This window comes from Altererythrobacter chaiwopuensis (genome assembly GCF_054957755.1).
Map to the genome: position 1 here is coordinate 1,457,446 of NZ_JBTXJG010000001.1, position 24,588 is coordinate 1,482,033.

Annotated in this window: 25 protein-coding genes and 3 tRNA genes; 12 read left to right on the forward strand and 16 right to left on the reverse strand. The window is 61.6% G+C overall.

Annotated features, from left to right (window positions below; genetic code table 11):
• Positions 1-669 (reverse strand): prolyl hydroxylase family protein, encoded by a 669-nt coding sequence (locus ACX2DJ_RS07185; protein ID WP_462571785.1) that lies wholly within the window; start codon positions 667-669, stop codon positions 1-3.
• 131 nt (positions 670-800) lie between these two features.
• On the opposite strand from ACX2DJ_RS07185, the gene ACX2DJ_RS07190 reads away from it, so the two are divergent.
• On the forward strand, positions 801-1,349 hold the full coding sequence (locus tag ACX2DJ_RS07190; protein ID WP_462571786.1) for a cytochrome b: 549 nt from the start codon (positions 801-803) through the stop codon (positions 1,347-1,349).
• Positions 1,350-1,453: 104 nt separating this feature from the next.
• Here the strand turns inward: ACX2DJ_RS07190 and ACX2DJ_RS07195 are convergent, their stop codons facing one another.
• Positions 1,454-2,521, reverse strand: coding sequence for an RcnB family protein (locus ACX2DJ_RS07195; protein WP_462571787.1), 1,068 nt, complete (start codon positions 2,519-2,521; stop codon positions 1,454-1,456).
• A 540-nt stretch (positions 2,522-3,061) separates the two neighbouring features.
• On the opposite strand from ACX2DJ_RS07195, the gene ACX2DJ_RS07200 reads away from it, so the two are divergent.
• From ACX2DJ_RS07200 to ACX2DJ_RS07215, 4 genes are all read left to right on the forward strand, one after another.
• Positions 3,062-3,496 carry a CBS domain-containing protein gene (locus tag ACX2DJ_RS07200; RefSeq protein WP_462571788.1) on the forward strand — a complete coding sequence of 145 codons (435 nt, stop codon included), beginning with the start codon at positions 3,062-3,064 and terminating at the stop codon, positions 3,494-3,496.
• Positions 3,497-3,505: 9 nt separating this feature from the next.
• Positions 3,506-3,931, forward strand: a complete 426-nt coding sequence (locus tag ACX2DJ_RS07205; protein WP_462571789.1) for a PRC-barrel domain-containing protein — start codon at positions 3,506-3,508, stop codon at positions 3,929-3,931.
• Positions 3,932-3,987: 56 nt separating this feature from the next.
• Positions 3,988-4,326 carry an antibiotic biosynthesis monooxygenase family protein gene (locus ACX2DJ_RS07210; protein WP_462571790.1) on the forward strand — a complete coding sequence of 113 codons (339 nt, stop codon included), beginning with the start codon at positions 3,988-3,990 and terminating at the stop codon, positions 4,324-4,326.
• A gap of 66 nt (positions 4,327-4,392) precedes the next feature.
• Positions 4,393-4,692 carry a GIY-YIG nuclease family protein gene (locus tag ACX2DJ_RS07215; RefSeq protein WP_462571791.1) on the forward strand — a complete coding sequence of 100 codons (300 nt, stop codon included), beginning with the start codon at positions 4,393-4,395 and terminating at the stop codon, positions 4,690-4,692.
• 471 nt (positions 4,693-5,163) lie between these two features.
• Here ACX2DJ_RS07215 and ettA read toward each other — a convergent pair whose 3' ends face one another.
• Positions 5,164-6,837 carry an energy-dependent translational throttle protein EttA gene (gene ettA / locus ACX2DJ_RS07220; RefSeq protein WP_462571792.1) on the reverse strand — a complete coding sequence of 558 codons (1,674 nt, stop codon included), beginning with the start codon at positions 6,835-6,837 and terminating at the stop codon, positions 5,164-5,166.
• A gap of 275 nt (positions 6,838-7,112) precedes the next feature.
• On the opposite strand from ettA, the gene ACX2DJ_RS07225 reads away from it, so the two are divergent.
• Positions 7,113-9,401 (forward strand): TonB-dependent receptor, encoded by a 2,289-nt coding sequence (locus ACX2DJ_RS07225; protein WP_462571794.1) that lies wholly within the window; start codon positions 7,113-7,115, stop codon positions 9,399-9,401.
• A gap of 55 nt (positions 9,402-9,456) precedes the next feature.
• Here ACX2DJ_RS07225 and ACX2DJ_RS07230 read toward each other — a convergent pair whose 3' ends face one another.
• From ACX2DJ_RS07230 to ACX2DJ_RS07245, 4 genes are all read right to left on the reverse strand, one after another.
• A complete protein-coding gene (locus ACX2DJ_RS07230; RefSeq protein WP_462571795.1) occupies positions 9,457-10,806 on the reverse strand; it encodes an MATE family efflux transporter in 1,350 nt (449 codons plus the stop codon).
• Positions 10,807-10,836: 30 nt separating this feature from the next.
• Positions 10,837-10,913, reverse strand: a tRNA-Pro gene (locus tag ACX2DJ_RS07235).
• Between the two features lie 42 nt (positions 10,914-10,955).
• Positions 10,956-11,031, reverse strand: a tRNA-Ile gene (locus ACX2DJ_RS07240).
• Positions 11,032-11,139: 108 nt separating this feature from the next.
• Positions 11,140-12,966, reverse strand: a complete 1,827-nt coding sequence (locus ACX2DJ_RS07245) for a histidine kinase dimerization/phospho-acceptor domain-containing protein (protein WP_462571796.1) — start codon at positions 12,964-12,966, stop codon at positions 11,140-11,142.
• A 228-nt stretch (positions 12,967-13,194) separates the two neighbouring features.
• Between ACX2DJ_RS07245 and ACX2DJ_RS07250 the strand changes: the two genes are divergently transcribed.
• Both ACX2DJ_RS07250 and ACX2DJ_RS07255 read left to right on the forward strand, forming a co-directional pair.
• Positions 13,195-13,659: an Lrp/AsnC family transcriptional regulator gene (locus ACX2DJ_RS07250; RefSeq protein ID WP_462571797.1), complete on the forward strand. Its 465-nt coding sequence runs from the start codon at positions 13,195-13,197 to the stop codon at positions 13,657-13,659.
• 5 nt (positions 13,660-13,664) lie between these two features.
• Positions 13,665-14,111, forward strand: a complete 447-nt coding sequence (locus ACX2DJ_RS07255; protein ID WP_462571798.1) for a GFA family protein — start codon at positions 13,665-13,667, stop codon at positions 14,109-14,111.
• Between the two features lie 66 nt (positions 14,112-14,177).
• Here the strand turns inward: ACX2DJ_RS07255 and ACX2DJ_RS07260 are convergent, their stop codons facing one another.
• The 8 genes from ACX2DJ_RS07260 to ACX2DJ_RS07295 all read right to left on the reverse strand — a co-directional run bounded on the left by ACX2DJ_RS07260 (position 14,178) and on the right by ACX2DJ_RS07295 (position 20,209).
• Positions 14,178-15,293, reverse strand: a complete 1,116-nt coding sequence (locus ACX2DJ_RS07260; RefSeq protein ID WP_462571799.1) for a DUF5694 domain-containing protein — start codon at positions 15,291-15,293, stop codon at positions 14,178-14,180.
• 171 nt (positions 15,294-15,464) lie between these two features.
• Positions 15,465-16,814: an acetyl-CoA carboxylase biotin carboxylase subunit gene (gene accC, locus ACX2DJ_RS07265; protein WP_462571800.1), complete on the reverse strand. Its 1,350-nt coding sequence runs from the start codon at positions 16,812-16,814 to the stop codon at positions 15,465-15,467.
• Between the two features lie 3 nt (positions 16,815-16,817).
• Positions 16,818-17,300: an acetyl-CoA carboxylase biotin carboxyl carrier protein gene (accB, locus tag ACX2DJ_RS07270; protein WP_462571801.1), complete on the reverse strand. Its 483-nt coding sequence runs from the start codon at positions 17,298-17,300 to the stop codon at positions 16,818-16,820.
• A 93-nt stretch (positions 17,301-17,393) separates the two neighbouring features.
• Complete coding sequence (locus ACX2DJ_RS07275) at positions 17,394-17,834, reverse strand: type II 3-dehydroquinate dehydratase (RefSeq protein WP_462571802.1); 441 nt, start codon at positions 17,832-17,834, stop codon at positions 17,394-17,396.
• A 92-nt stretch (positions 17,835-17,926) separates the two neighbouring features.
• Positions 17,927-18,403: a hypothetical protein gene (locus ACX2DJ_RS07280; RefSeq protein ID WP_462571803.1), complete on the reverse strand. Its 477-nt coding sequence runs from the start codon at positions 18,401-18,403 to the stop codon at positions 17,927-17,929.
• 286 nt (positions 18,404-18,689) lie between these two features.
• Positions 18,690-19,103 (reverse strand): holin family protein, encoded by a 414-nt coding sequence (locus ACX2DJ_RS07285; protein WP_462571804.1) that lies wholly within the window; start codon positions 19,101-19,103, stop codon positions 18,690-18,692.
• Positions 19,104-19,164: 61 nt separating this feature from the next.
• On the reverse strand, positions 19,165-20,055 hold the full coding sequence (locus ACX2DJ_RS07290) for an HpcH/HpaI aldolase/citrate lyase family protein (protein ID WP_462571805.1): 891 nt from the start codon (positions 20,053-20,055) through the stop codon (positions 19,165-19,167).
• A 77-nt stretch (positions 20,056-20,132) separates the two neighbouring features.
• A tRNA-Pro gene (locus ACX2DJ_RS07295) sits at positions 20,133-20,209 on the reverse strand.
• Between the two features lie 234 nt (positions 20,210-20,443).
• On the opposite strand from ACX2DJ_RS07295, the gene yajC reads away from it, so the two are divergent.
• Genes yajC through secF form a run of 3 tightly spaced genes read left to right on the forward strand, consistent with a single transcriptional unit; the run spans position 20,444 to position 23,389 of the window.
• A complete protein-coding gene (yajC, locus tag ACX2DJ_RS07300) occupies positions 20,444-20,764 on the forward strand; it encodes a preprotein translocase subunit YajC (protein ID WP_462571806.1) in 321 nt (106 codons plus the stop codon).
• Between the two features lie 29 nt (positions 20,765-20,793).
• Positions 20,794-22,398, forward strand: coding sequence for a protein translocase subunit SecD (gene secD, locus ACX2DJ_RS07305; RefSeq protein ID WP_462571807.1), 1,605 nt, complete (start codon positions 20,794-20,796; stop codon positions 22,396-22,398).
• A 13-nt stretch (positions 22,399-22,411) separates the two neighbouring features.
• Positions 22,412-23,389: a protein translocase subunit SecF gene (gene secF / locus ACX2DJ_RS07310; protein WP_462571808.1), complete on the forward strand. Its 978-nt coding sequence runs from the start codon at positions 22,412-22,414 to the stop codon at positions 23,387-23,389.
• Positions 23,390-23,392: 3 nt separating this feature from the next.
• Here the strand turns inward: secF and ACX2DJ_RS07315 are convergent, their stop codons facing one another.
• A complete protein-coding gene (locus ACX2DJ_RS07315; protein ID WP_462571809.1) occupies positions 23,393-23,965 on the reverse strand; it encodes a helix-turn-helix domain-containing protein in 573 nt (190 codons plus the stop codon).
• Positions 23,966-24,068: 103 nt separating this feature from the next.
• Here ACX2DJ_RS07315 and ACX2DJ_RS07320 point away from each other — a divergent pair, with 103 nt between their 5' ends.
• Entirely contained in the window at positions 24,069-24,542 is a 474-nt protein-coding gene (locus tag ACX2DJ_RS07320) for a DUF6456 domain-containing protein (RefSeq protein WP_462571810.1), read from the forward strand.
• The last annotated feature ends 46 nt before the right edge of the window (positions 24,543-24,588 follow it).

Sequence of the window (24,588 nt, forward strand, 5' to 3'; positions counted from 1 at the left end):
TCACGTCCATTTGCGCGTGCGATACCACTTGGTGATCACGTATTTGCTGCCTTTGATCACCGGCGTGCCGGCATGCATCGTATCTTCATTGGGCGTGCCGTCGGGCAGGGCGTTGTTCCATACCAGCAGCACACCCGGCTTGGGCTCGAACTTGATACCGACATGGGTGAAATGCGTTTCGCCGCCTTCTTCCACCTCGTTGAGGAACGCCATCGCGGTCCAGCAGCGCTGCCCGCCGCGCTTGCGCTCGTACTGCCAGTACTTCTCGCTGGTGTAGAACCAGTCATTATGCGGCTGGAACTGTTGGCCAACCAGATAGCGCTGGCCCTGGATTGCCTCGCCGCATTCGGGGTTCATGCCCAGGAGATCGTCGATCCGGCGTGAGATACCCATCACGAAGGGGTCATACGGGTCGAGGTCGCCCGAATATGAGGTGCGAAAGCCGCTGGCATAGTCCTGCTCGTGCAGCGTGGAAGGCTTGGCGGTGAGATCGATCATCAGGCACAACCGCTCGCATTCTGCCGCGGTGAGGAAATCGCCGAATGCGAAAATCTCCGCCAGCTCGGTATCGATCCTGTAGGCGCGCGGATCGGCTTCGATACGTTTGCGCACCTGCTCGCCGACCCGCCGCAGTGCGTCTTTATCCGGTATGACCTCAGCTTTTGCCATGGTCAGCCTGTTAGCAAAGGCGGCTGGCGGTGCAAGCCATACAGGGCCACTCGCGACCGGCTTGTCGGTTATGGCGAACACGCTACTATGCGGCTTTTCCTTGGAACCGAGAGGTGCGCTCAATGACGGACATGACTTCAAGACGTTACAGCCCAATGGCGATGACGCTGCACTGGCTGGTGTTTCTCGCGGTGATTGCCAATTGGCGGATCGCGGAAGCAGCCGAACACGCCGCAACCGACGAAGCCAGAAGCGCGATCATGGGCAATCATTTTGCCATTGGCGTGCTCATCCTGCTGATGATCCTGCTGCGCTTTGCCTGGCGATTTGTACAAAAGCCGCCCGAACTTTCGAGCGCGCTGGCCGGATGGGAACGCATTCTCGCCAAGGTGACGCATGGGCTGTTCTATGTCCTGCTGATCGTGATGCCCCTGGCGGGCTGGCTGGCGATGTCGAAATATGGCGTGCCGATCAACGTCTTCGGCATCTTCTCGGTGCCGCCGCTGCCGGTTGCGCCCGATCCCGACGGTGCCAAGGCGATTTTCGAATTGCATGCCACTGCGGGTATTTCGCTGTTAATCCTGGTGGCGCTCCACATCATCGGAACGCTCAAGCACACGCTGGTGGACAAGGACGGGAACATCTTTCGCATGCTGCCGTTCGGCGAGCCCAAGGCCTGACCCATTCTGCTTTGTAGAATCAAAACCCCGCCAGTCGCGCTGACTGGCGGGGTTTTTGCTGGCCGGACCAATGAGGGGGAGATCCGGCCAGCGTGACGGTGGGTTTACCAGAAGAAATCGTGGATCACGTCGACCACTTCGCCGCTGTAGATATCGACCAGCAGGGCGTCATCGTAATAGCGCACCCAGCGATAGGGGCCGTAGGCTTCCGGCAGGCGATATTGCCAGGGATCATTGATCCAGTACCTTGAGCCGAAGAACAGGTGGTCGAGGTAGAAGCCGATGCTCACACGGCTGTAATAATGGCTGCGATAGGGCGCGTAATAGCGGCCCAGCCGGTATATGCTGCGGTGCGAGTGGCGATAATTGTACCAGTTGTAGCGGTGGTTGCTGCGCCAGCGCTTGCGATCCCAGCGGTGATAGTCGCCGCGGTATTTGCCGCGATCGTAATAACGCCGCTCGTGATAGACGTGGCGGCTTCCGTCGCGATATCCGTCGCGGTCGCGATAGCGATCACGGTCACCGTCGCGATAGCCGTCCCGTTGGCGATAGGTCGAGTTGCGGCTGCCGTCACGAACGCCTTCGCGGCGCACGTCACGATAGCTGCGGTTGCGGTTCGCGTCCGAATAGCTCTGGTTGCGGCGGGTATCGGCCCCGCGCTGCTCAGACCGGTCGCTGCGGTTCCATTCACGGGTCGAGCGAGTTTCGGCAACGTCCGCGCGCCGGTCGCTGCGGTTCCATTCACGGGTCGAGCGAGTGTCGGCTATTTCCGCACGGCGGTCGCTGCGGTTCCATTCGCGCCCGCGGCGCTCGTCACCGCGCTGCCCGGTCCGCTGTTCGACTCGTTGTTCGGGGCGCCGTTCGATCCGGCGATCCTGCCCCGGGTCGCGGGCGACCTCGCGAGCAATACGCGGTTCGGCGCGATCGCTGCGGCTGATGCGGGCGTCACGCTGTTCGCTGCGCCGCTCGACGCGCTGCGGGCGCTGCTGCTGGCGTGTATCCTTGCGGGCTTCGCCGCGCGAATCGCGGCGGTTCTCGCGCGCTTGCGAACGTTCGGGGCGGTTATCGACCCCCCCGGCCTGCGCTTGGGCAGCGCTGGGCATGGCCGCAAAGGCAAGCACGGCTGCAAGGGCGGTGAAGGCGCTTCCCTTCAAAAGTCTGGCATTGGTCATGGTCGGTTCCTGTACACGCCGCTCCACCACTAACGGCCATGAGTAATGGGTTGGTGGTAGACCCCCGTCACTGACTTCAAACTGAACCGGTTGCGTAGCCTTCTGTTAATGTTTGTTAGCATTTGAATGAACAAGACCGCTCGGCTCATCGCGCGTGGGGCACGCTTGGAACGCATGGAACAGGGTTGAAAAGATAAATTCCGCATCGCAGTGAGCGTGGCTCCGCTGTGTTACAGCGCAGGTTCCCTGCGGGCTTGAGGGCGAAGTTTCGGCGGGCCATCCATCAGTAATAGATCAGCGCCGCATGGTAGGAAATGCCGGCCTGTCTCGATCGCCCTCGCAGCGGGGCCTGGAAGCCTGAAACTGCCGATCCGGCATCGCAACAAAGTTGCAGCCTCACGCATGAGAATCGGGCTTCACCCGCATGTTCCAACCCGCATGTTGGTGCGATCTTTCGAATCGAGGCCGCTGCGGCAAATGCTGGAACAACCAACTCTCCCTTTCCGTTGTGCCACTGTTAAAGAACCAGAGGAGAGTAAGATGCAGATTCACACATGTATGAGTTCGGACGTGCAAACCGTTTCGACCGATACACCGCTACAGGCCGTTGCTCAAAGCATGGCGGCCCATGACCTTGGTTCTATTCCGGTGGCCGAGAATGACAGATTGATCGGCATGATTACTGACCGGGATATCGCCGTGCGAGGAATCGGCGGGGGTCTAGGACCAGATGCGAATGCTTCCGAGGTGATGACCCGCGAGGTCCTCTATTGCCGGGCGCAAGACGACGTTGACCAGGTTTTACAGAACATGGGCGAGAACCAGGTTCGCCGTCTGCCGGTGGTAGATGACGACAAGCGATTGGTGGGCATCGTTTCCATTGGCGATCTTGTGAAGGCCCGCCCGGCACAAGGCGGTCAATCATTCGCCAAGGTCACGCAGCCGTCCGAACTTCATTCGCAGGTTTTGGCCTAGGAGCGGACAATGAACAGCATGTCGGAAAAATACGAGTTCGGCGAAGGATCAATTGCGGAAATTCCGCGTGAAAGTGAGCCCGTTGATGCCGGGCAGAGCGACCATGGACTGATCGCTTCCAATCGGGTCGAAGGGACGAAAGTCTTTCGCCCGAATGGAGATCGCATTGGCGAGGTCGACCATTTCATGGTCAACAAGCGGAGTGGAAGAGTTGAATACGCCGTGATGAGTTTTGGCGGCTTTCTGGGGCTGGGCGAAGAACTGCGCCCACTTCCCTGGAAAGCCCTTGAATACAATCAGGATTTCGGTGGGTATGTGGTATCTGCCGAAGATGACAAGTTCAAGAACAGTCCTTTCATCAAGGGCGGCACGGCCCCGGAATGGGATAGCGCCTATGCCAGCGCGCTCTACCGTTATTGGGGTGTGCCTTTTTGAGGGTGATGCAGGCCAATGCACAGTAGCCTTGCCGGTTTTGTGCCACGAAGCCGCCGATGACTTTTGTCGCGGCATATTGGTGGAAAGTCCGGCCCGGATGCGAACAGCAATTTCGCGAGGCATGGCGGCGCGGAACCGAATTGATCCAGCAGAAATACGGATCAAAGGGTTCGCGATTGCACCTTGATGACCAGGGGCGCTTTATCGGCGTGGCTGACTGGCCTGACAGAGCCACCTGGCAAAAGGCCTATGATGCCAAGATGGTCTATGATGACGCCGAAGTGCGCGCTGCCTTCGTCGACGCCCTTGCGGATTGGGGCGAAGAGCCATTGCTGCTGATGGAGGTCACCGATGACATGCTTGATTCCACCAGCCTTGCATCAAGGGGCTCCTGACAAGGGGAGCGCAGCGCGGAAGGCTTCGGCTTGACCCCGTATCCAGCTTTCCTCCATCCCGTCGATATGGACAGGGAAGCGCACGGCGGTTGGGTTTACATAATGGCAGACCGCTTTCGCGGCGCGATGTATGTGGGTGTGACGGCGGATTTGCCATTGCGCATTTCGCAGCACCGTGAGGGAACGGGTTCGGATTTCTGCGCGCGTTATGGCCTTGGCCGTCTTGTCTGGGCCGACCGGCTGGACACCATCTACGATGCGCTTGCCTTCGAGAAACGGCTCAAGCGTTGGCGGCGCGAATGTAAATTTGAACTGGTCGAGAAAGCCAATCCAGACTGGGACGATCTGTTCGATCACCTGGTTTGAGGTTTAGTTCCGACGTCATGCCGGACTTGATCCGGCATCCCGCTTTTCTTTTACCTGTCGCTATCCATCAAGAAGCGGGACCCCGGATCATCCTGAGCTTGTCGAAGGGCCGGGGTGACGGTGCTATTTGGTGCGATGTTATGCCGGCCTTCGAGTTGGGTTCTCCTGCTTTTCAACGTCATTCTGTCCCCCGAGCCGGGATCACACTTACTTCTTACGACGTACTGTTCCTCAAGAAGCGGGACCCCGGATCAAGTCCGGGGTGACGGATTGGGGGGTGGAGTCGACTACCAACTTCGTCATGCCGGGCTTGAACCGGCATCCCGCTTCACTTCTTTCCGACTGAAAAGGCATCGGGACCCTGGACATCCAGAGCATGTCGAAGGAGCAGAGTGACATTGGAGCTCATTGCCAGACTGGCTACCCGCCTGCACGGGAATGACGACGTGTAAAGCCGTACCCCGGTTCACCTCACCGCGTTAGCTTCTTGTACGCCAGCCTGGTCGGCCGGTCCGCCGCGTCGCCCAGCCTGCGCCGCTTGTCTTCCTCATAAGCCGCGAAGTTGCCTTCGAACCATTCGACATGGCTGTTGCCCTCGAACGCCAGGATATGCGTGGCGAGGCGATCGAGGAAGAAGCGGTCGTGGCTGATCACCACTGCACAGCCGGCGAAATTCTCGATCGCGTCTTCCAGCGCGGCGAGGGTTTCAACGTCAAGGTCGTTGGTCGGCTCGTCGAGCAGCAGCACATTGCCGCCTTCTTTCAGCATCTTGGCCATGTGCACGCGGTTGCGCTCACCGCCTGACAGCTTGCCGACATTCTTCTGCTGGTCGGCGCCCTTGAAGTTGAACGCACCGACATAGGCGCGGGTCGACATCTCCTGCTTGTTGACGGTCATGTAATCGTGCCCGCCGGAGATTTCCTGCCAGACATTATTGGCGGAGTTCAGATGGTCGCGGCTCTGATCGACATAGCCCAGATGCACCGTCTGGCCGATCTCGACCGTGCCGCTATCGGGCTGTTCCTTGCCGGTGATGATCTTGAACAGGGTTGATTTACCCGCGCCGTTCGGCCCGATCACGCCCACGATGCCGCCCGGCGGCAGGGTGAAGCTGAGGTCTTCGAACAGCAGCTTGTCGCCATAGGCCTTGGAGATGTTCTTCACCTCGATAACCTTGCCGCCCAGCCGCTCGGGCACCTGGATCACGATCTGGGCCTTGCCGAGTGCGCGGTTATCCTGCGCGTTCTGCAGTTCCTCGAACTTGCGGATACGCGCCTTGCTTTTGGTCTGGCGCGCGGCGGGGGTCTGCCGGATCCACTCAAGCTCGCGTTGCAGCGCCTTCTGCTTGCCCGATTCCTCGCGGCTTTCCTGCTCCAGCCGCTTGGCCTTCTTTTCCAGATAGGTCGAGTAATTGCCTTCGTAGGGGTAGTAGCTGCCGCGGTCCAATTCGAGGATCCAGCCCACCACATTATCGAGGAAATAGCGGTCGTGGGTGATCATCAGCACGGCGCCGGCATATTCCTTCAGGTGGTTTTCGAGCCACTGTACGCTTTCGGCGTCGAGGTGGTTGGTCGGCTCGTCCAGCAGCAGGATCGAAGGCTTCTGGATCAGCAGGCGGGTGAGCGCCACGCGGCGCTTTTCACCGCCGGAAAGGCTTTCCACGCCCATGTCGCCGGGCGGGCAGCGCAGCGCCTCCATCGCGATTTCGAGCTGGTTGTCGAGCGTCCAGCCATCGACCGCGTCAATCTTGGCCTGCAGCTCGCTCATTTCTTCGCCCAGCTTTTCGAAATCGGCATCGGGATCGGCCATTTCGGCGCTGATCGCATTGAAGCGTTCAACCAGATCGGCGGTTTCGCGCGCACCGTCCCTCACGTTTTCGAGCACGGTCTTGGCCGGATCGAGCTCCGGCTCCTGCTCGAGATAGCCCACGGTAATGTTCTCGCCCGGCCACGCTTCGCCGGTGAAATCCTTGTCGATCCCGGCCATGATCTTGATCAGGGTGGATTTGCCCGCGCCGTTTGGCCCGACGATGCCGATCTTCGCACCCTGATAGAACTGCAAGTTGATATTGCTGAGCACCGGTTTCGGGGCACCGGGGAAGGTTTTGGTCATGTTCTTCATGACATAGGCGTATTGCGCGGCCATCTGGGTCGTCCTTCAAGGAAATTCGCGTGAACGGGATTTGACCGCGCAGATAGGGATTGCGCGGAACAAGGGCAAGCTGGACTTGGCAGTGCCCAATATCGTAGCAATTTTGCCACGATTCCCGCCGCATTTGCGCCCGAGGCGGAGATCAAATTGACCTTGCGCATATATCACGCAAGAGGGCGTTCATCGTTAGATTGGGTCTCAACACCCGGATTGGTCGCGCGCTTTTTCCCAGGCAGCAGGCCGATCCCGCAAGACAGGGCACACACCACATGCGTTCTTCCCGCCTTCTCGGCACCGCCGCAAGCGCCGCGATTGCCACCACTCTGTTCACCGCCGCCCCCGTGGCCGCGCAGGATGCCGAAACCGCAAGCCAGGCCGACAATGGCGTTGGCGTGATTATCGTGACCGCGCAGCGGCGCGAGGAAAACCTGCAGGAAATTCCTGTTTCGGTTGGCACGCTGGGCGGTGAAGCGCTGCAGGTCGCGACCAGCGCCGGCGCCGATATTCGCGCGCTGTCAGGCCGCGTGCCCAGCCTCAACATCGAAAGCTCGTTCGGGCGCACCTTCCCGCGTTTCTACATTCGCGGCCTGGGCAATACCGATTTTGACCTCAACGCCTCGCAGCCGGTCAGCCTGGTCTATGATGACGTGGTGCTGGAAAACCCGGTGCTGAAAGGCTTCCCGGTGTTCGATCTTGACCGGGTCGAGGTGCTGCGCGGCCCGCAGGGCACGCTGTTCGGCCGCAATACGCCGGCCGGGATCGTCAAGTTCGATACGGTCAAGCCGGGGCAGGGCGATAATTATCTGCGCGGCAGCTATGGCAGCTTGGATACGATCAACCTTGAAGGTGCGGCTGGCGGCCAGCTGAGCGACACCGTGGCGGTGCGCGTTTCGGGCCTCTACCAGGGCCGCAGCGACTGGGTCGACAATCTCGACGAGCCGGGCAAGAACAACCTTGAGGGGTTTGACGAGTTTGCCTTGCGTGCGCAGGTGCAGTTTGAGCCGACCGAAGATTTCTCGCTGCGCCTGATCGGCCAGTATCGCGATCTGGACGGCACCGCGCGCGTGTTCCGCGCCAATGCCTTTGCCCCCGGCAGCAACAAGCTGATCGGGCTTGATGGGCCGGGCAGCAAGTTTGATCGCAAGGAAGTGCGTGCCGATGGCCTCAACTTCCAGGATCTGAAGAGCTACAATCTGGGCGCCGTGCTGGATTATGATCTGGGCCCGGTCACGATCACTTCGGTCACCAGCTACTGGAATGCAGAACTGTTCAGCCGCGGCGATATCGACGGCGGCTTCGGTTGCAGCTTCTGTGGGGCTGGCTTCACCGACAACAGCAACCCGGGATTCATCCCCTTTGCTGCGCAAAGCCAGGACAATGTGCCCAGCCTTGACCAGTTCACGCAGGAACTGCGCTTCGCCTCGAACGATGGCGGCCCGCTGGGCTACCAGGCAGGCGTGTTCTACTTCAACGAGAAGCTGGACATCGAAAGCTTCGATTTCGGCACGCCAACCGACACCACGCCGGCTGCAGTCGCGCTGCAGCGCCAGGTGAGCGAGGCCTGGGCGGTGTTCGGATCGGTATTCTACGAATTCGACAACGGCCTGCGCCTGCAGGGCGGCATCCGCTATAATGACGACCAGCGCGATTTCGCCGCCAGCCGCCCGATCGATACGCGGCCCGGCTTCCTGGGCTTTGGCGGTCCGGTGCCGGAGCAGACCGCGAATGTCGATGACGAAGTCCTTACCTGGGATATTGCCGCCAGCATGCCCGCATCCGAGGACGTCAATCTCTATGCCCGCGTCGCGCGTGGCTATCGCGCGCCTTCGGTGCAAGGTCGCCTCGTCTTCGGCCGGGAACTTTCAGTTGCCGATAGCGAAACCACGATGAGCTATGAAGCGGGCGTGAAGACCATCCTTGCCGGTGGCAAGATCCGCTTCAACCTGGGCGGTTATTACTTCAACACCGAAGATCTGCAGCTCACCGCCGTGGGCGGGGCCAACAATTTCACCACGCTGCTCAATGCCGATGAGGTGGAAGGATATGGCTTCGAGGCCGAGCTGCAGGCACGCCCGACCGATGGTATCGAATTCGCTGCGGGGCTTTCCTATAACGACACGCAGATCAACGATCCCGATGCCTTCGTGGCGGGCTGCGGTGCGCCTTGCACCGTGCTCGATCCGGAACGCACGCCGGGCAGCAACATTTTCTCGATCGATGGCAACCGGTTGCCGCAGGCTCCGCGCTGGACCGCGAACTGGTCGCTTGGCCTGACCGAGGAAATCCCCGGCACCAGCGGAGAGATTTACCTCTTCACTGACTGGGCATACCGCTCGAAGGTGCAGTTCTTCCTTTATGAATCGGTCGAGTTCAGCGACGATTCGATGCTCGAAGGGGGCTTGCGCATCGGCTATCGCACCGATCGCTATGATATTGCCCTGTTCGGCCGCAACATCACCAATGATGTTTCGGCGGTATCGGGGATCGACTTCAACAACCTCACTGCGATGGTCAATGAACCGCGCATCTGGGGTGTCGAGGCCGGCATCACCTTCTGATCCGGCTTTGATCGGAGATATGGGGCCGCGCGCTTTCGAGTGTGCGGCCCTTTCTCTATCCGGTGAAGCTGCGGCGCATCAGCCCCGGCATTAGCGCCGCCTGCAGCCCGGCGCGCAGCAGCAGGAACAGCACGAAACTGCCCCATAGCGCGTGATTGCCGAGCGGCCAGCTGAACCACAGCGTCAGCGCGAATACCGCCGCCGCACCCGCCATCGATAGCAGCATGGCGCGGGTCCAGCTGGCGCCCACGAACACCCCGTCGAACACGAAGCTGGCAACGCCTGCAAAGGGGATCACCGCCAGCCAGATTGCCTGCGACTGTGCAATGCGCTCCACCCCCGGCGTTGCCGCAAAACTGGCCAGAATCGGATCCGCGAAGAGTGCGAAGAAAATGGCGACCAGCGCCGCCGCGCCGAGCCCGCGCCATAATATCGCACTGACATAGCTCGCAAACCCCGCGCGATCATTCGCGCCCGCACGTTCGCCATTGAGCACCTGTGCGGCATTCTCAAACCCGTCGAGCAGCAGCGCGGTCAAGATGAACAGCTGGTAGATGATGCCGTTCGCGGCCAGCACTTCGGGGCCGCGCTCGGCGGAAAGGCGCGTGATTGCCGCCAGCGCCACGGTGAGCACCAAAGTGCGCAGGAACAGGTCGCGATTGACCGACAGGAACGGGCGCAGCGCCTGCCAGCGCAGCACCGCGCGGTCCGTCAGCGCGGCGAGCAGCGCGCCGCCTGCCGTGCCGCGCCACACCAGCACGGCAAGAATCGCCAGCTTGGCATATTCGGCGATAAAGCTTGACCACCCGATCCCCGCAATGCCCCAGTCGAGCCGCAGCGCAAGAAACAAGCCGAGCGCGACATTGAGCGCGTTGTAAATTACCTCGATCGCCAGCACCATGCCCATCTGGCGGCGCCCGACGAGGAAGCCGATCAGTGCAAGGTTGAGCATTACGCCGGGCGCGGTCCAGTAACGGATTTCCGCATAGACCTGCGCCGCTGCAAGCACGCGGCCATCGGCCCCCAGCGCGCCAAGCATCAAGGGCATCAGCAGCGGCTTGAGCAAGAGCAGCGCCAGCGCGATTGCCAGCCCGATCGCTATACCGCGCGCCAGCAATTGCGCCTGCGCCGCCTCGCCGCCCTGTTCGCCAGCGCGGGTGCCGGCCTGCGCCACCATCCCGGTGGTGCCGGTCTTGAGAAAGTTCATCACCGTGAACAGCACGGCGAAAAGCCGGGCGCCAACATCGACCGCACCCTGCGTCGCGGCATCTTCCAGCCGCCCGACAATCCACATGTCACCGATCCCGATCAGCGCGGTGGCGACATTGGTGAGCATGGCAGGAATCGCGATCACCCAGATCGCACGAGTATCGAGAGGGAATGCTTTGGCGCGGGCTTGCGTCACGCGATTGCTGTTCCCCTCGCTAATCGAAACTGGTCGGGGAGACTGGATTCGAACCAGCGACCCCCTGTACCCAAAACAGGTGCGCTACCAGGCTGCGCCACTCCCCGACCGATTTCAACGCATCACTGCGGGCTTTACCCCGCCGCCGCTGGTGGGCCCGGCAGGATTCGAACCCGCGACCTAGCCGTTATGAGCGGCCAGCTCTAACCACTGAGCTACAGGCCCGTACAGCGGAGCGCGATGCGCGATGGCCCCTACAATGCAACATCGCGCGAAACAAGCGCGCTTATGCGCTTGTGCGCAAATCGGCCTTGCGCAAGGCGAAAGGCGGCGTCAGCCCGCCTCGCTGTGCGGCGGGCAGGGCTCTTCTTCATCGCCGCCATTTTCACCGATATCTTCGCCGCCCAGCGTAACCCCTGCCAGCGGCAGCGACAGGCACACCCGGTCTTCCACCTGCACCAGATTGCCGCCCGCTCCGCGCGCCTCGGCCCGCGCCAGCCGCATGCTGAAACCGGCGCCGAACAGCCCCGCGCTGAGCCCGCTGGCGTTGGGGCGGATTTCGGCAGTGAAAATATCGTCTTCGGCGATCAATTGTGCCGGAATCTGGCACCACAGCCGGGCTTCGTCATCGTCGGTTTCAAGCTCGGCGGCCAGCTCTTCGCCTGCGGTAACCGCGCCTGCCAGCGTGGCCAGTATGCGCCAGGCCAGCGCCTCGGCTTCCTCAGGGTCGATTTCAACCCAGATGCCGCGCGCGCCGCCCTGGGCCAGATCGATCCCGGCCATGCGCGGGGCAAGCACCTGGGACAGCTGATCGCTCATGCGCCGCGCCAGGGCACTGAAATCGGTCTTGCCGCCGGCAATCGAAGTGATGCCGCTCTCGAGTTTGGCCAGCCGGTCGAGCTCGTCGAAACCCGCCAGGATATTTGCTGCATCGCCTGCGATCGTTGCCGCGAGCGCGCGATAGGCATTGGGCACCGGGCCATAAAGCTGCTGGTGAATCAACTCGGCGAAACCTTGCACCGCGTTTACCGGCGTGCGCAATTCGTGCAGCAGCTGGCGCAAGCGGTCTGCCTCGCTTGATGCGCCTGCACCGTGCCCGCCCGGTGAGAACGGGCGGCGGAAGCGCCCGACATAGCCGTGGAAGCGGCCGCCGGTGCGCGAGAAGCGCGGGTGCGCATCGACCACCCATTCGCCGCGGATCGCCTGCGCGCCTTCCAGCGTGCGCAGCTGCGCCTCGATCGGTTGTTGCTGGGCAAAAGCGCTGGCGATCGGGTTGCGCGCGCCGCCGTTTTCGTTGGCGCTGCGTTCGAACAGCCGCTGGCCGACCACCATTGGCGCGGCCACCGGATCGGCCCATTCGATCCGCCCCTCCGCATCGCAGGCAAAACCGAAGCCGCCGATCGCGTGTTCAGCCCGCGATGATTGCTCGCCCAGCGGCAGGCGCGGGGAAAGGTCGCTGGCGGGCGGTTCGGCGCTGCGGTCACGACGGAACTGGGCAATGCGTTCGACCAGCGCGGCAATTTCGTTCTTCTCGCCCGCGCTGCCGGGGATTGGCGCTGCGGGGCGCATACGGCGGACCGCCGGTTCATCGCGCTTGCCAGCACTTTGTACCGGCTCGGGCTCTTCGCGTTCGGGGATTGGCGGGGCTTCGAAGTCGTCCGCGATCTGCTGTGCATCCGTCAACTCAAGTGCATCGCCAACTGCGGGCACATCGTCTTGCGGCTGGGGCAGGCCGCGATCGTGGATGCCCAGTTGATCGAGCAACTGCTCGGCGCGCGGCGGCAGGTCGCGCCGCAGCCGAAGGAAGCCGCGCGCGCGGATTGGCAGGCGCGGGATCAGCGCGGTCCAGTCATCTTCGGTCAGCTCTGCCCGCGCCAATGCTGCGGAGATCACTTCGGGCTCATCCTCGGCCAGATGCGCGGCAAGCTGCGGATTGCGAAAGCGCCAGCCTGGCTCGCGGATCATCCGTGCGCGTTCACCCGCCGGGATCTGTTCACCCAGCGCGCCCAGCCGCAACCACGCCGCCGCAATCAGGCTGTCGTCGCGGCCATATTTGCGATTGCCCAGCAGATCGAGCAGCTGCCTGAACTGTGTGCGCGCGCCCCGCTCGCTGGTGGCGCGATGGCGCAACACAGTGGCAAGGCGGTCATCGAAAAACATCACTTCTCCAGGCAGGCGCGAATCGCGCAGGCAAAGCAGGTGCGCACAATGCACGCCGAACTTGTCCTATCAGCAAGAACACTGGTTTGGGCAAAGCCATTCTCGATGCGTTGCAAAGCGGGACAATTGCTGGCAGGAACAATAATATTATCCCAGAACGCCCGAAAAGGGCGCAAGTGTTGCATTCCGGCCCAAATCAGGGCGGATTTCGAGTCAAGGACGCAAGAAATGGCCAATCTGGATGAGATCGATCGTCGATTGCTGTCGGAATTGCAGCGCGAAGGGCGCGTGACCAATGTCGAACTGGCGCAGCGCGTGGGGTTGACCGCGCCGCCTTGCCTGCGCCGCGTTCGCGGGCTTGAGGAAGATGGGGTGATCAAGGGCTATCACGCCGATCTCGATGCCTCGAAGCTGGGCTTTGCGATCACCGTTTTCGCCATGGTCAGCCTCAAGAGCCAGGCCGAAAGCGCGCTGCGCGAATTTGAAGAGCATATGAAAGAGCTGCCCGAAGTGCGCGAATGCCATATGCTCAATGGCGAGATCGATTTCATCCTCAAGGTCGTGAGCAAGGACTTGCAGAGCTTCCAGGAGTTCCTCACCAGCAAGCTTACGCCTGCGCCCAATGTGGAAAGCGTGAAGACTTCGCTGACGATCCGCACCGCCAAGCATGAGCCGGGCGTGCCGCTGGAGTAAGGGAGATGGCTGAAGCTGCGTCCGAGCCAGGCGAAATCAACGGGCATTGCCTGTGCGGGGCAGTGCAGATCACGCTCAGAAATCCGAAGCCGCAGGTTGAAGTTTGCCAATGCGCCATGTGTCGGCGCTGGGGCGGGGCGTTCTATTCGGCACTGAGCGGCGAGAGCTTTGCCATTACCGGCGATGACAGCATCGGCACCTACCGTTCGAGCGATTGGGCCGAGCGGGCCTTCTGCAAGCATTGCGGCAGCAGCCTGTGGTACAAGTTCCTGCCGACCGGCAACCGCAGCTTCCTGGCGGGGCTGTTCTCAGCGGCTGACAACTATCCCGTCGAGCGCGAGATCTTCGCCGACGAGGCCGCGGCATGGACCGAGCTGCCGGGCGAGCACGCCCGGTTGAGCAGTGCGGAGACCATCGCCGAAGCGAAGGATGCGGGCTACGATCTGGGATGAAGTGGTGAAGCGGATCTAGATTCCCGCCTTCGCGGGAATGACGGGCATTGGCCCGCTAGCTGACGCTCACTCTTCCCGCTTCGCCAGCACCTCCGCCGTGTCCACCACTTGCACGTCGGTCATCATCCGCAGGTAGGCGTCAAACCAGGGCTTGTGCGCCGATCCCACAATCACCAGCACGCGCCCGCCAGGGTGGCGGGCAGCGACTTCGCGGATGTTGGCAACCATGCGAAGGTTGCGCACTTCCCACAGAGCGACGCGATGGCGGCCAACCTGGTCGGGGCTGGGGCGGTTCAGCATGTTCAGCCATTGCCCATCGGCATCCAGCTGACCAGAGGCCGGGCTGTTCAGTAAGCGATAAGTGGCCAGGGTTTCGGCGGGTGTGTTGAGGTGGTCGGAAGCTTCGGCCAACGCCTTGAAGCGCGGATCGGCCAGCAACTCCGCCAGCCAGGGTTCGGCCATGAAGGCTTCCATTGGCTTGTTTATCGCCGGATCCTGCTCATCGCTCTGATCATCGGTGGGGTTCACGCGTTCCAGGCCCAACCGCACTGCCAATCGGACGGCGATCAGATGATTTTCATTGCGGCGGGCGGCATAGGTGTCGAGCTCGCGGCCCAGAAGCGACGAGATACTGGCATCGGCAATGCGATCGGCCGGTGCCAGTCGCCACCATTGCACCAGCGCCGAATTCGGATCGCCGGCTGCAACGAACAGTGCTGCCAGCCGCCGCCGCTGTGCCGGTGTAGGCGCGTCCGGCCAGGCAGCTAACGTGCGCCGCACCTCGGCCTCGGCCTGCGGCATGTCCATTGCCAGCGTGGTGCGGCTGATACCGGCTAATATCATAGCTCTGCCACCATAGGTTCGCGCCACGTCGGGGTAAGATTCCCGATATGCCCACATGGAGTGGATGCCGACCCCGGTCAGCGCCTCGATGGCAATGGCATCAGGTTCGAAACCAGCCAGGCGATCGAGCAGCGGTTCCAGCACCGACGGGTCCCAGCCATCGGGCGTTCCGCTGAGATGCGGGGTGCCCAGCACCATGATCTGTGTTGGCTCACCCACATGGGCCTGCTGGTAGGTGCGCGGATCGAAAGGGGCCGCGGGGTCTTGCGAAGCGGCCAGCGGAGCTGCCGCCAGACCGGCAATGAGCAGGATCAAGGTCGAGATTGGAGCTTTTGACATGTTTCCCTTTCGCACCGGGCGCGGCGATTCACTGTATTACTGTTGTATAACAGCAACCTTCAGCTAGTCAATCGCGGGCGCGATGCCACCAGGGACCGTCGCCTTGAATGTCTGCTATGCGCAATGCCAAACGTGCTGGCGAGCGTCTGCAAGTGGGTCGTCAGCTGACGCTCACCCCTCCCGCTTCGCCAGCCATTCCTCCAGCCACTTGATGCTGTAATCGCCGTTAAGCACATCGTCCTGCCGGACCAGCTCCTGGTGCAGCGGGATATTGGTCTTGACCCCTTCGATCACCATTTCTTCGAGCGCGCGGCGTAGGCGCATGATGCAGCCTTCGCGGGTGCGGCCATAGACGATCAGCTTGGCGATCATGCTGTCGTAATAGGGCGGCACCGAATAGCCCGCATAGAGCCCCGAATCGACCCGCACATGCAGCCCGCCCGCGGCATGGTAGTAATTCACCCTGCCCGGCGAGGGGGCGAAGGTGAACGGGTCTTCCGCATTGATGCGGCATTCGATCGCATGGCCGCGAAACTCGAGATCTTCCTGCTTGACCGACAGCGGGCGCCCTTCGGCGATGCGGATCTGTTCGCGCACCAGATCCACTCCGGTGATCGCTTCGGTAACGGGATGTTCAACCTGCAGGCGGGTGTTCATCTCGATGAAGTAGAACTCGCCATTTTCCCACAGGAACTCGATCGTGCCCGCGCCGCGATAGCTCATATCGCGCATTGCCTGCGCGCAGATTTCGCCCATGCGGTGGCGATCTTCTGAAGTGATGACGGGCGAGGGCGCTTCCTCCAGCACCTTTTGATGGCGCCGCTGGAGCGAGCAGTCGCGCTCGCCCAGATGGATCGCATTGCCCTTGCCGTCGCCGAACACCTGGAATTCGATATGGCGCGGATTGCCGAGATATTTCTCGATATAGACGGTGGCATCGCCAAAGGCCGCCTTGGCCTCGCTCCCCGCCTGCTGCATCAGCGTTTCAAGCTGGTCTTCCGCCTGGCACACCTTCATCCCGCGCCCGCCGCCGCCCGAAGCGGCCTTGATGATGACGGGATAACCGATGTCCCTGGCGATCTTGCGCGCCTCGTCATAGTCCGACACCGCGCCTTCCGATCCCGGCACCAGCGGCAGGCCGAGCGCGCCAGCGGTTTGCTTGGCGGCAACCTTGTCACCCATGGTGCGGATATGTTCGGGTTTGGGGCCGATCCAGGCGATATCGTGCGCCTCGACGATCTCGGCGAACTTGGCATTTTCGGACAGGAATCCATAGCCGGGATGGATCGCGTCGCAATGTGCGCATTCTGCCGCCGAAATGATGTTGGCGATGTTGAGATAGCTGTCGGCTGCCGCTGGCGGGCCGATGCACACCGCCTGATCCGCCAGCCGCACATGCATGGCATCGGCATCGGCGGTGGAATGCACCGCCACCGTCTCGATCCCCATTTCATGCGCCGCCCGATGGATCCGCAGCGCGATTTCGCCGCGATTGGCGATAAGAATGCGTGAAATACCCATGCGTTAGCCGATGATGACGAGCGGCTGGCCAAACTCGACCGGCTGCGCGTTCTCGATCAGGATCGCATTGATCGTGCCCGATGCGTCAGCGGTGATCGGGTTCATCACCTTCATCGCCTCGACGATCAGCAAGGTGTCACCCTGCTTCACGCTGTCGCCAACTTTCACGAAATTGTCCGCGCCTGGTTCGGGCGAGAGATAGGCGGTGCCCACCATCGGTGACTTGACCGCGCCGGCATGATCGGCAGCCGGTGCTTCCTCGGCTGCGGGTGCTGCGCCAGAAGGAGCAGGGGCGAGGGCAGCAGCCGCTACCGGAGCCGCTGTTACCATTGTACCGCCGCGTGCGACGCGGATCTTGCGGTCATTATCCTCGACCTCGATCTCGGTAAGTCCCGTTTCATTGAGCAGTTCCGCCAGTTCGCGAACCAGCTTGGTATCGACATTCATGCCGGAATTGCGCCCGGCATCGGTCTTGCGTTCGGCCATTGTTGCCCCTCAAACTTCAGTTGCTGGCGTGACTATTCGCGCGAATTGTGGCTGGCAAGAGGCGCCGTGGCAATTTTCGCATATGTCGGCGCCTCAGATTTCGCCGCTGGCGACCGCTTCAAGCGCGATCAGATAGCTTTTTGCCCCGTGGCCTTGCACGCATTTGGCGGCGGCCATGCCGACATAGGAGATGTGGCGAAACGGCTCGCGCGTCATCGGATCGGACAGGTGCACTTCCACCACCGGCGTGCGGATCGCCTTGATCGCATCCAGCAGGGCGATCGAAGTGTGGGTGTAGGCCGCCGCATTGAGCAGCACCGCGCGCGCGCCCTCCGCCTGCGCTTCGTGCAGCCAATCGACCAGCATGCCTTCGTGATTGGTCTGGCGCATGTCGATGGCAAGCCCGAGCTCGCGGGCGCGATCTTCCAGCATGCCGGCAATATCGTCGAGCGTGTCACTGCCGTAAATCTCCGGCTCGCGCGTACCGAGCAGGTTGAGATTGGGGCCGTTGAGGACGTAGATGAGGTTGGTCATGAGCGTTGCTTAGCGGGAAGGGCTAAGGCGGGGAAGAGGGTGGCTAGTATCGACCCGATGCGGTCTTTAGGCCGTGCAAGAACAGACAGAGCCTACAGGTCGAAAATCACAACCCATCTGCCTTTCCCACTCCGGAATCCATTATCACTCAAGTAGCGAATGATCGCCCTCATGTGTCGAGCACCATAGATAACACCAATGCTCTTGCCTGTAGCGCCTGACAAGGCGATCTCTTCTTCAATTACTGAAATCAGGCGCTCATCGCGAGCGTCACCTATACTCTTGCTAAATGCTTCAAAGTCCGGGCTCCATCTTAAGATCTCATCAGAACTTGGCAGGTCGTCAAAAGCTCGACCTCTTGCCAAGCTCTTACGCGAAGCGAATAGCCGCTGCCAAATTCCATAAAGGGGAGCCAACACAAAGAATGCAGCCCTCAAATACAGTTTCACATTCTTCCATTCGCGATGAAATTCTTCAGGTTGCAAGTCAGCATGAACCAGTCGCGCGTCTTTCACCAATTCTGGGGTCAGTCGCGGCTGCTCGACCAAACCAAGTTTGTCTAAGCTCATCCATCTATAGGATCGCGTTAGATTTCGCCCCACCGACGACCTGATCCCTTCAAATAGGATCACATCGCAGCACGACGCTTCAGTAAAGGTCTCATCGTAAAAGCGCTGCTCACCCACATGGACCATTGGGAAGAGCTCGATTGTGATCTCTGGATTTTGCCTTTTGAAACTCAGCCTAGCACTTCGCAAACCAAACATAGAGGAATCAAGTATCTGCACCGGATTCTTATAACGTTCAGATCAAGTTAGACAACAACCGCTCTTCACCCATTTGTAGGCATCGCGATTACCGGTCCACCCCTTTCACCTTCCCCCATTGGCGCGCGGCGGTGTAGCCGAGGTAGCCGGTGCCGAACAGCGCGAACAGCGGCTCGGGCAAACCGCCCAGATAGGCGTTCATGCCGCTGGCGATATCGCGCGCGGCAGCGGGATTGAAGGCCGCGAGCACGCCCATCGGCAGCGCCCACAATATCATCGCATACATCACGTAGAGGAAGCTGGGGCGGGCGCGGCTGGTCCAGGGGTCGGCGGAATTGGCCTCGGCCACGATCGCCTGCAGCCGCGCCTCGATCAGTTGCATTTCCTGCGTGCCTTCCAGCCGCAGCAGCTCAAGCTTGGCCTTGGCGCGGGCTTCCTTGTCGGGAATGATCTTGTCGATGATCGAGGCGAGCGGGCCGATCAGCGAATCGAGTAAGGCCATTTCATTTGCTCCTGTGATGTGATTTGCAGGAGAAATAACCAAATCGGTTCGTGTAGGAAAATCAGGCGCTTTCGCCTGCCTCCGCCAGCAGCCTTTGCGCCAGCGCCAGGTGCGGCCGATCGAGCATCTGCCCGTTCAGCCCCACCGTGCCCGCGCCGGGATTGTCGGCAAAGGCCTGCACTATGGCCCGGGCATGCGCGATCTCATCCGCACTGGGGGTGAAGGCTTCGTTTATCACATCGACCTGCGCGGGGTGGATCGCCAGCATCCCGCGATAGCCCTGGCTGCGCACCATCAGCGCGCGCTCGCGCAAGGCCTCCAGGTCGCGAAACTCGGGCATCACCGTTTCGATCGGCGCCACGCCTGCCGCCACCGCGCCCAGCAGGCACAGGCTGCGCGCCAATTCGAACACCGGCATATAGGAACCGTCGGGCCGGTGCTGGACCCGCGCGCCGAGCGCAGAGGAGAGGTCTTCCGCGCCCCAGCTCATCGCCACCAGCCGCGGTGCGCCGCCGTAGCTGCCGCAATGGAACATTGCCCTGGGTGTTTCTGTGACCAGCGCCGCAACATGGGTTGAGCCTATCGCCACACCATGCGCATCCTCATGCTCGCTGAGCCGCATGTCTAGCATTTCGATATCGCCGCGCCCTTCGGCCTTGGGCAGGAACAGCCCGCCGGGTGCCGCACCCATGATCGCTTCGAGATCATGCGTGGTTTCCCCGCTCGGAAGCGGATTGATCCGCACCCAGATGCGGTGCCTGTCATCGCGGCCCTTGAGAAATTCCGCCACTGCCTTGCGTGCGGCGGGCTTGTTTTCAGGCGTGACCGAATCCTCAAGGTCAAGCAGCACGATATCGGCGGCGCTGTCGCTCGCCTTGGCCATCTTGCGCTCGGAATCGCCCGGCGCGAACAGCCAGCTGCGCATGCGTGGAAGGGGTGGGCGCTCGCTCATGCACATATCTCCTCGGCCACGCGGGTTAGGGCGCGGGCAAGCGAGGTGCAACAGCAAGTTGTAAGGGGGTATTCCACTGGTCGGGATGACTGGATTCGAACCAGCGACCCCCACACCCCCAGTGTGGTGCGCTACCAGGCTGCGCTACATCCCGTAACCAGTGGAGGGCGGGCCTATAGGGCGGTGCATCATGGCTGGCAAGCCGGGAACGGCGGTGTAGACGCACTGACACAGTTTATTTCCTGAGATGGCCCAAAAAATTGCGGCGCGCTTGCAATGCTGCTAACCGCGCCCACTTAGCGAAGCGGAAAGGCATGGGGGCACAGGGAAACCAGTGCCGGATGCTGCCCCGCAATGGTTCAATTCTCAGTCTGACAGGCTTCACACAATGCTTGAACTCCTTGCCGCCGCAGCCGGCGCCGATGCACCGCCCGGATGGATCCAGTGGTTGCCGATCGTGGGCATGATCGCGATCTTCTGGTTCCTCATTATCCGCCCGCAAATGAAGCGGCAAAAGGAACACCAACAGAAGATCTCACGACTCAAGAAGGGTGACCAGGTTGTCACCGCTGGCGGCCTGGTAGGCAAAGTGGCCAAGGTGGATGACACCTATGCCGAGATCGACCTGGCGCAGGGCGTGCGGGTGAAGGCGGTCAAGAGCACGATCGGCGATATCATCCCGCCCGGCGGCAGCGCCGCAAACGACTAACGCGAACAGACGGACGGATTCAAAAGCCGATGCTCGATTTCCCGACCTGGAAGAAGGCCTGGCTGTGGGGGCTGACACTGCTTGCGGCCGCCGCCGCATTGCCTTCGCTGGTTTCGACAGCCAATCTCGATTGGCCGGACTTCCTGCCCGATCCCGAGATCAATCTCGGCCTCGATCTTGCCGGGGGCAGCCACATCTTGCTGGAAGCCAAACCCGAGCAGGTCGCAGCGCAGCGGCTCGAAAACATGGAAGAATCGGTCCGCAGTCTTATGCGCGGAACGACTCCGGAGCAGCGCATTCGCATCGGCGATGTCTCGACCGCCGATGGCCGCCTCAGCTTTATCCTGGACGATCCCGCCGATCTTGATCGGGCGCGTGAGATCATGCTGCCGGTGATGAGCGGCAGCGGGCTGGTGCGCGAATGGAACCTGTCGGTGGTCGATGGCCAGCGCATGATTCTGACGCCGACCGAGGACGGGCTTGAAACCGCAGTAACCCAGGCGATGGACAGCGCCACCGAAGTTGTGCGCAAGCGTATCGATGCGCTGGGCACGCGCGAGCCGACTATCATCCGTCAGGGCGATACCCGCATCGTGGTGCAGGTGCCCGGCCTACAGGATCCTGACCAGCTCAAGGAGCTGCTGGGCCAGACTGCCAAGCTGGAGTTCAAGCTGGTCGACCAGAGCGCCTTGCCCAGCGATGTCGCGCAAGGGATTGCCCCGCTCGGTTCGGAAATCTTCCCTTATGCCGAAGGCACGCCGTTCGAGGGTACCTCGCTGGCTGTGCGCCGATTGGGCGGCATTCGCGGAGACAGCTTGACCAACGCGCAGCAAGGCTTCGATCCGCAAACTAACGAGGCGGTGGTCAACATCCAGTTCAACCAGCAGGGCGGTGCGCGATTTGCACGGCTGACAAACGAAAATGTCAATCGTCCCTTCGCCATCATTCTGGATGGCAAGGTCCTTTCGGCCCCCAATATCAACGAACCGATTCTGGGTGGCAGCGCGCAGATTTCAGGCAGTTTCACGGTTGAAAGCGCGAACAATTTGGCGATCTCGCTGCGATCGGGTGCGCTGCCAGTTGACCTGACGGTTATTGAAGAGCGCACCGTAGGGCCTGACCTCGGGGCGGATTCGATCAAGCGCGGCCTGCTCGCGATGATGATCGGCTCGGCCGCAGTGATCGCGTTGATGATCTTGAGCTATGGCCGTTTCGGCATCTACGCCACGATCGCGCTGGTCTTCAACGTGCTGATGATCCTGGGCATCATGGCCGGGCTCAACACCACACTGACCTTGCCCGGCATCGCCGGCTTCGTGCTAACCATCGGTGCGGCGGTGGATGCCAACGTGCTTATCAACGAACGTATCCGCGAAGAGCGAAAACGCGGGCGGCGCGTGGTGGCGGCTGTCGAAAACGGCTACAAGGAAGCAAGCCGCGCGATCTATGATGCCAATGTGACCAACTTCATCGCCGGTATATTGTTGTTCCTGTTCGGCTCTGGCCCGGTGCGCGGTTTTGCCGTGGTGCTGGTGATCGGGCTGTTCACCAGCGTGTTTACCGCCGTGACGCTGACCCGCATGTGGGTTGCCGGATGGCTGCGCAAGGCGCGGCCCAGCGATATCAATCTGTAAGGGGATCGGACCGATGCGACTTCTCAAGCTCGTCCCCGACGACACCAATATCAAGTTCCTCAAATGGCGCGTTCCGTTCTTCGTCGTTAGCCTGCTGCTGATCGCGGCAAGCTGGGCCCTGGTGGTGACCAAGGGCATCAATTACGGGGTTGATTTCGCTGGCGGCCAGGAGGTGCGGCTGACCTTCGTGGAGCGCGAAGAAGCGCCGATCCCGCAATTGCGCGTGCTTGTGGAGGAGCTTGGCTATGGCTCGCCAGTGGTGCAGGAATTCGGCGCGCCGAACCAGGTTTCGATCCGGGTGCGACTGCCCGCAGAGGCGGAGAACACGCCGGGGGCGGCTACCGAGATAGGCAACAGGGTAATCTCCACCATCGAGGCCGAATATCCCAATGTGCGGCGCGACGGGAACGATACCGTTTCGGGCAAGGTCGCAGGCGAATTCCGCAATGACGCCGTGCTTGCACTGGTGGCGGCGATGCTGGCGGTGGCGCTTTACATCTGGCTGAGGTTCGAATGGCAGTTCGGCGTGGGCGGATTGTTCGCCCTGTTCCATGATGTTTCGCTGGCGTTGGGCATGTTCGCGCTGTTCCAGCTCGAATTCAGCTTGCAGATCGTTGCCGCGATCCTGGCGATCATTGGCTACTCGCTCAATGACACGATCGTGGTTTACGACCGCATCCGCGAGAATCTGAAGAAATATCGCAAGATGGAGCTGCCGGAACTGCTCGACCTGTCGGTTAATGAAACGCTGGCGCGTACGGTGATGACCAGCCTGACCCTGCTGGTCGCGCTGGTGCCGTTGTTGTTGTTTGGCCCGGCCAGCCTGTTCGGTCTGACCGCTGCGATTACACTGGGCATCTTCGTCGGCACCTACAGCTCTGTCTACATGGCGGCGCCGCTGCTGGTGTGGCTGGGCGTGACTTCGGACAGCTTCGTGCCGCAGGAAAGCGCAGCTGACCGGCAGGAAAGGAAAGCGCGCGGCGAAGTCTAGCCGTTACAGTTTGCGCACCAGCATTTCTGCAACGGCAATCCAGGCCGGATTGTCGACCACTTGCTGCTTCTGGCCGCTTCCGGGCGGCAGAATGCCAACCAGTTCGCCCTGCCGGTCAATCAGGCGCCCGAAGGCAAAGCGCCCGCCGGGGCGGGGCACCAGCACGTCGCGATTGATCGCGTGCGCCGCGTCCTGAGGCGCTAGCTGGCGCAACCATAGCAGGTCGCCCGGCCTGAACTCGCCGACACTTTCCGCCACGCTCAATACGGTGAGCGCACCTTCGCCGGCAATGTCGCTGGGCAGCAAGGCTTCGCGCGGCTTGGTCAATGCTTCCGGGCCGGCCGCGCGCAAGCTGGCCACCACCATTGGTGCGGGTGTTTCTTCTGAGCGCACCAGCATTTCAGGATCGATGTCGAGCGCTGCCGCAATCCGGTCCATCCATTTGAGCGACAGGCTGCGCATGCCGGTCTCAAGCCGACCGATGGTTTGCGGCGTTGTTGGCGGGGTGCAGGCTTCGGCCAGCTCGGCCAGGGTAAGCCCCTTGCTCTTGCGGATGTCGCGGATGCGATTGATCACCGGAACTCTCTTTCGGTAGCTAACCTTATTGGTGATTTATCTTTCCTACATGAACCGCCGCGTTGCAAGCCCCGCGCCCGAAACATCAACAGGAGACAAGGCAATGCGGCGGCAATTGGTGGAACGCGAGCTGACTGAAGAAGGGCCTGTCCGTGGTTCGCGCGCGCGCGGAAAGCGCCGCACGGTTACGGTAAATTTGGCCGAGTCACCCTTGAGCTGGCTGCATGCGCGCGGGCATCTGGATGATCGGCTGTTCGACGCGGGCGAGCGGCTGCGCGCCGATTACGAGCGCGCCCAATTGGGTGCCAGCATCACCATGCGCTGGGACCCGGTGCGAGTGAAGTCGACCGGCGATCAGGGCCTCAATGCAAGCGAGCGGCAAATTGCGGCCAAGCAGCGTTTCGACGCGGCGCTCAGGGAAGCGGGCGCTGGCCTTCAGGACATTCTCTGGCGCGTGGTCTGCGCGGGTGAGGGCCTGCCCGATGCCGAAAGGCAGCTCGGCTGGCCCGCGCGCAGCGGCAAACTGGTGCTAAAACTGGCGCTCGATCGGGTGGCGGATTTCTACCGGATCGGATGAGGAGAAAATAATGTCAGGACGGTGTTCCATGTGTTCCATCCTGCAG

Excerpts from the sequence above, each read along its gene's own strand:
- yajC (WP_462571806.1), top strand. The coding sequence starts at position 20,444 with ATGCTTGAACTCCTTGCCGCCGCAGCCGGCGCCGATGCACCGCCCGGA.
- ACX2DJ_RS07225 (WP_462571794.1), top strand. The coding sequence starts at position 7,113 with ATGCGTTCTTCCCGCCTTCTCGGCACCGCCGCAAGCGCCGCGATTGCC.
- ettA (WP_462571792.1), bottom strand. The coding sequence starts at position 6,837 with ATGGCCGCGCAATACGCCTATGTCATGAAGAACATGACCAAAACCTTC.
- ACX2DJ_RS07210 (WP_462571790.1), top strand. The coding sequence starts at position 3,988 with ATGACTTTTGTCGCGGCATATTGGTGGAAAGTCCGGCCCGGATGCGAA.
- ACX2DJ_RS07185 (WP_462571785.1), bottom strand. The coding sequence starts at position 669 with ATGGCAAAAGCTGAGGTCATACCGGATAAAGACGCACTGCGGCGGGTC.
- secF (WP_462571808.1), top strand. The coding sequence starts at position 22,412 with ATGCGACTTCTCAAGCTCGTCCCCGACGACACCAATATCAAGTTCCTC.
- ACX2DJ_RS07275 (WP_462571802.1), bottom strand. The coding sequence starts at position 17,834 with ATGACCAACCTCATCTACGTCCTCAACGGCCCCAATCTCAACCTGCTC.
- ACX2DJ_RS07255 (WP_462571798.1), top strand. The coding sequence starts at position 13,665 with ATGGCTGAAGCTGCGTCCGAGCCAGGCGAAATCAACGGGCATTGCCTG.
- accC (WP_462571800.1), bottom strand. The coding sequence starts at position 16,814 with ATGGGTATTTCACGCATTCTTATCGCCAATCGCGGCGAAATCGCGCTG.
- ACX2DJ_RS07195 (WP_462571787.1), bottom strand. The coding sequence starts at position 2,521 with ATGACCAATGCCAGACTTTTGAAGGGAAGCGCCTTCACCGCCCTTGCA.
- ACX2DJ_RS07205 (WP_462571789.1), top strand. The coding sequence starts at position 3,506 with ATGAACAGCATGTCGGAAAAATACGAGTTCGGCGAAGGATCAATTGCG.
- ACX2DJ_RS07260 (WP_462571799.1), bottom strand. The coding sequence starts at position 15,293 with ATGTCAAAAGCTCCAATCTCGACCTTGATCCTGCTCATTGCCGGTCTG.
- ACX2DJ_RS07190 (WP_462571786.1), top strand. The coding sequence starts at position 801 with ATGACTTCAAGACGTTACAGCCCAATGGCGATGACGCTGCACTGGCTG.
- ACX2DJ_RS07215 (WP_462571791.1), top strand. The coding sequence starts at position 4,393 with ATGGACAGGGAAGCGCACGGCGGTTGGGTTTACATAATGGCAGACCGC.
- ACX2DJ_RS07200 (WP_462571788.1), top strand. The coding sequence starts at position 3,062 with ATGCAGATTCACACATGTATGAGTTCGGACGTGCAAACCGTTTCGACC.
- ACX2DJ_RS07280 (WP_462571803.1), bottom strand. The coding sequence starts at position 18,403 with ATGAGCTTAGACAAACTTGGTTTGGTCGAGCAGCCGCGACTGACCCCA.
- ACX2DJ_RS07290 (WP_462571805.1), bottom strand. The coding sequence starts at position 20,055 with ATGAGCGAGCGCCCACCCCTTCCACGCATGCGCAGCTGGCTGTTCGCG.
- ACX2DJ_RS07320 (WP_462571810.1), top strand. The coding sequence starts at position 24,069 with ATGCGGCGGCAATTGGTGGAACGCGAGCTGACTGAAGAAGGGCCTGTC.
- ACX2DJ_RS07285 (WP_462571804.1), bottom strand. The coding sequence starts at position 19,103 with ATGGCCTTACTCGATTCGCTGATCGGCCCGCTCGCCTCGATCATCGAC.
- ACX2DJ_RS07245 (WP_462571796.1), bottom strand. The coding sequence starts at position 12,966 with ATGTTTTTCGATGACCGCCTTGCCACTGTGTTGCGCCATCGCGCCACC.
- ACX2DJ_RS07250 (WP_462571797.1), top strand. The coding sequence starts at position 13,195 with ATGGCCAATCTGGATGAGATCGATCGTCGATTGCTGTCGGAATTGCAG.
- accB (WP_462571801.1), bottom strand. The coding sequence starts at position 17,300 with ATGGCCGAACGCAAGACCGATGCCGGGCGCAATTCCGGCATGAATGTC.
- secD (WP_462571807.1), top strand. The coding sequence starts at position 20,794 with ATGCTCGATTTCCCGACCTGGAAGAAGGCCTGGCTGTGGGGGCTGACA.